Origin of the sequence: Terrabacter terrae (assembly GCF_039529575.1) — a bacterium.
Taxonomy (GTDB): domain Bacteria; phylum Actinomycetota; class Actinomycetes; order Actinomycetales; family Dermatophilaceae; genus Terrabacter; species Terrabacter terrae.
Window position 1 is genome coordinate 1 of the sequence record NZ_BAAANB010000238.1, and the last position, 2311, is coordinate 2311.

The 2311-nt window shown below is 72.5% G+C and carries 2 protein-coding genes; both read left to right on the forward strand.

What is annotated here, in order from left to right; genetic code table 11:
• A partial coding sequence (locus ABD194_RS21505) for an MFS transporter (protein WP_343995342.1) occupies window positions 1-1053 on the forward strand: 1053 nt, incomplete at its 5' end.
• Window positions 1054-1166: 113 nt separating this feature from the next.
• A partial coding sequence (locus ABD194_RS21510; RefSeq protein ID WP_343995344.1) for a DNA polymerase IV occupies window positions 1167-2311 on the forward strand: 1145 nt, incomplete at its 3' end.

The window sequence follows — 2311 nt, forward strand, 5'->3', positions numbered from 1 at the left end:
CTGATCCCGCCGGTCTACATCCTCACGACCCTGCTCTTCACGCAGACCGCCTCCCGGGCCCGCGCCTTCGGGGCGATCAGCGCGATGGGTGGGGTCGGGGCTGCCGCGGGGCCCCTCATCGGCGGCCTGATCACGTCTGCGATCAGCTGGCGCGCGGCGTTCGTGTTCCAGGCCCTCGTCGTCGCCGCGATCGTGCTGCTCAGCCGCAACATCTCGGACCCGCTGCCGGCCGACCGGACCAAGAGCTTCGACACCGTCGGGGCGACGCTGTCGGCCGTCGGCCTCGTGCTGGTCGTGCTCGGCATCCTCGCCGCGGACAACAGCGGCTGGCTCATGGTCGCCCTGCTCGTGGCCGGCGCGCTGGTGCTGGTGGGGTTCTTCCTCTGGGTCCGCGCCAAGGAGCGGGCCGGCAAGGAACCGCTGCTGTCGACGAGCCTCTTCCGCAACCGCACCTCCAACCTGGGCCTCGTCACCCAGAACATCCAGTGGCTGATCCTCCTCGGCGTCTCGTTCACCGTCGCCGCCTACCTGCAGACGGTGCGTGGCTACGACGCGATCCAGACCGGCGTCATCTTCACGGCGGCCACCGTGGGGCTGTTGCTGTCGTCGCTGGGTGCCGAACGCTTCGCGAAGCGCCGCGCGCAGCGGACCCTGATCATGCTCGGCTTCGTCATCACCATCGCCGGCGTCGGCGTGCTCATCGCCATGGTGAGCGGGTCGCCGAGCCCGTGGGCGTTCGCACCGGGCCTGTTCCTCATCGGCTTCGGGCTCGGCGGGATGCTGACGCCGTCGGTCAACGTCGTACAGTCCAGCTTCGGCGACGAGCTGCAGGGGGAGATCTCGGGCCTGTCGCGCAGCGTCTCGAACCTCGGCTCGTCCCTCGGGACGGCGATCGCCGGCACGATCCTCGTGGCGGGCCTCACGAACAGCGCTGAGGCCGCCGCCCTCATCGTGCTGGCGGCCCTCGGCGTCGTCGGCTTCGCTGCAGCGGCGTTCCTGCCCCGGGGCATGGTGACCCAGCCGGCCCCCGTGGCGGCCGGCGGCACCGCCTGACGTGCGGGCACGCGACGCGGGTGATGCGGAGCGCCCTCGTGGAGGGGATGCTGGCCGCTCGAAGGGTTGCGGCAGAGTGGGGGCGAAGTCGGTTCTAGGGAAGGTGCGAGCGGGTGCGTGAGGACGCGAGCGTCATGCACGTGGACGCGGACTCGTTCTTCGCATCGGTCGAGACCCGTCAGAAGCCGTCGCTGGCGCGCACACCCGTTCTCGTCGGGGGAACCGGCCCGCGTGGGGTCGTGGCGACCGCCAACTACGAGGCTCGCGCGTTCGGGTGCCACTCGGCGATGCCGATGGCGCAGGCCCGGGTGCTGTGCCCGTCGGCGACCGTCCTGACCCCGAGATTCCCGGCGTACGCGGCGCACAGCGCGCTCATCATGGACACGCTGCGCCAGCTGTCGCCGCTCGTGCAGCCGGTCAGCCTCGACGAGGCCTTCGTCGACCTGGCCGCCGGGCCGTTCGCGAGCGACCCGGTCGCCGGCGCGGACCTGGCACGTCGGCTCGTCTACAACCGGTGTGGACTGGTCGTCTCCGTCGGGCTCGGCCGCTCGAAGCTCGTCGCGAAGCTGGCCTCCGACGCGGAGAAGCCGCACGGTTTCACGGTCGTGCTGCCCGAGGTGGAGGACGAGTTCCTCCTGCCGAAGCCGGTGGCGGCGCTCCCGGGCGTCGGACCGGCCACGGACGCGACGCTGCGCCGGCTCGGCATCGTCACGGTCGCCGACCTGCGCGCAACCAGCCGTGACGACCTGGTCCGGACGCTCGGGGAGGCCGCCGGCTGGAACCTGTACCGCCTCGCACGCGGAGACGACTCGCGCCCGGTGGTGGTCGAGCGGGAGGCCAAGAGCGTCGGAGCGGAGCGCACCTTCGCCGAAGACCTGCGCCGCTGGGAGCTGGCCGGCGCGCTCGAGGACGTGCTGGCACGGGCGCTGCGCCGGCTGCACCGGCATGGCGGCGGCGCCCGGACCGTCACGGTGAAGGTCCGCCTGTCCGACTTCACGACGGTGACGCGCTCGGTCACTCTGGCGCAGCCGACGTCGGATGCTGCGGAGCTGCGAGAGGCAGCCGCGGCCGCGTTGACTTCCGCGGACCCGGTGGAGCCGGTCCGCCTGCTCGGGGTGGCCCTGTCGGGGCTGACGCACTGGGCGCAGCTGCGCCTGCCCACTCCGACCGGTGAGGCCACCGTGGAAGCCCGCGTGGGTGAGTCGGGCGAGACCCCCGACGGCACCACGTCTCCGGACGGGGGCACGCTCCTGGCGGT